Origin of the sequence: Nguyenibacter vanlangensis, assembly GCF_013376155.1 — a bacterium.
Lineage (GTDB): Bacteria > Pseudomonadota > Alphaproteobacteria > Acetobacterales > Acetobacteraceae > Gluconacetobacter > Gluconacetobacter vanlangensis.
The window spans coordinates 1-1,131 of record NZ_JABXXP010000834.1; the positions used below are offsets into that span (position 1 = coordinate 1).

A 1,131-nucleotide genomic window follows, 5' to 3' on the forward strand; every position below is an offset into this window, starting at 1 on the left:
AGGGGCCGTGCCGGTCCCGGCCGCATCCGTCCGCCCCGGACCGGGCGGCGTCTGGTGCGCGGGCGTGTCCGAGGGGTCCAGTGTCGGTTTGTCCATGGTGGTCAGGTCTTCCTCAAATCCTACGACGTCCGCCGATGACGTTTGCGTCTCAACACGCGCTCTGCCGGCACTGTGTAGCAGGTACACCGGCAAATGATGTTAAATCCCTCTTATAGTCGGTGTAGAAATGTAACAGTTTGTCGGTGGCCGCCCAAGATCCGCCTCAAGATCCGCCGGCACGCTTTTTCGACGCCGCGCCCATGCCGCCATGTCGCATTTTCACCCTGGCGGATGGCGGGATCGTGGCGGAAGCGATAGCCTTGCCCCGCGGGTCGTCCCGCCGGCCCCGCCCAGGCGCGCAACCCCGGCCCGGCCGATCCGTTTTCGACCCCAAGGCGGCATGATCCGAAACAGGAGGAAATGCATGACGGACTCCAGCAACGAGGCATTCGCCGAGAAGGCGGAAGGCGCGGTCCAGGAAGGCGTGGGCAAGCTCAAGGACGCGGCCGGCGGCCTGACCGGCGACCTCGGCCTGCAGGCCGAAGGCAAGGCCGACGAGATCGCGGGCGTCGCCCGCCAGGAATTCGCCGATCTGTACGAGGAAGGCGAAAGCCGCATCGAGCAGGCCGTTCTGTTCATCCAGGACCGTCCCCTGATCTCGGTCGGGATCGCCGCCTGCATCGGCCTGCTGCTCGGGCTGCTGGTCCTGCCGCGGCGCAAGGCGAAGGCCTGAATTTCCTCATCCCTTCGCCCCGGTCGAGTCGCAAGCGGGACAATTTTTTTCCGTTTGAAAGGACTCGTCGTGGAATCAGCATCTTGCGCAACATGGCGTAAAGATGGTTTCCATCCAGTCAGGACGTGATTCGGTGTGCGAATCGGGCGGCGGCGCCCGATGCGCCACCGATCGGGAAGGGGTGGATGCCGGATTACGCGCGTGAGTTGCAGCATGGCGGCCGAGTCGCCGGGGTGGACGAAGTCGGACGCGGACCGCTGGCCGGGCCCGTGGTGGCGGCCGCGGTGATGTTCGAATCCGGCGTGCCGCGCCGGCTCGCCGCGCTCCTGGACGATTCCAAGAAATTGAGTCCGCCGGCG

Annotated in this window: 1 protein-coding gene and 1 pseudogene; both read left to right on the forward strand. The window is 65.9% G+C overall.

All coding sequences use genetic code 11. The features are described 5' to 3' along the window. The first annotated feature begins 463 nt into the window (after positions 1-463). On the forward strand, positions 464-772 hold the full coding sequence (locus HUK84_RS19465) for a CsbD family protein (RefSeq protein ID WP_176641681.1): 309 nt from the start codon (positions 464-466) through the stop codon (positions 770-772). Positions 773-957: 185 nt separating this feature from the next. Next, a pseudogene (locus HUK84_RS19470) lies at positions 958-1,131 on the forward strand (ribonuclease HII); the annotation flags it as partial.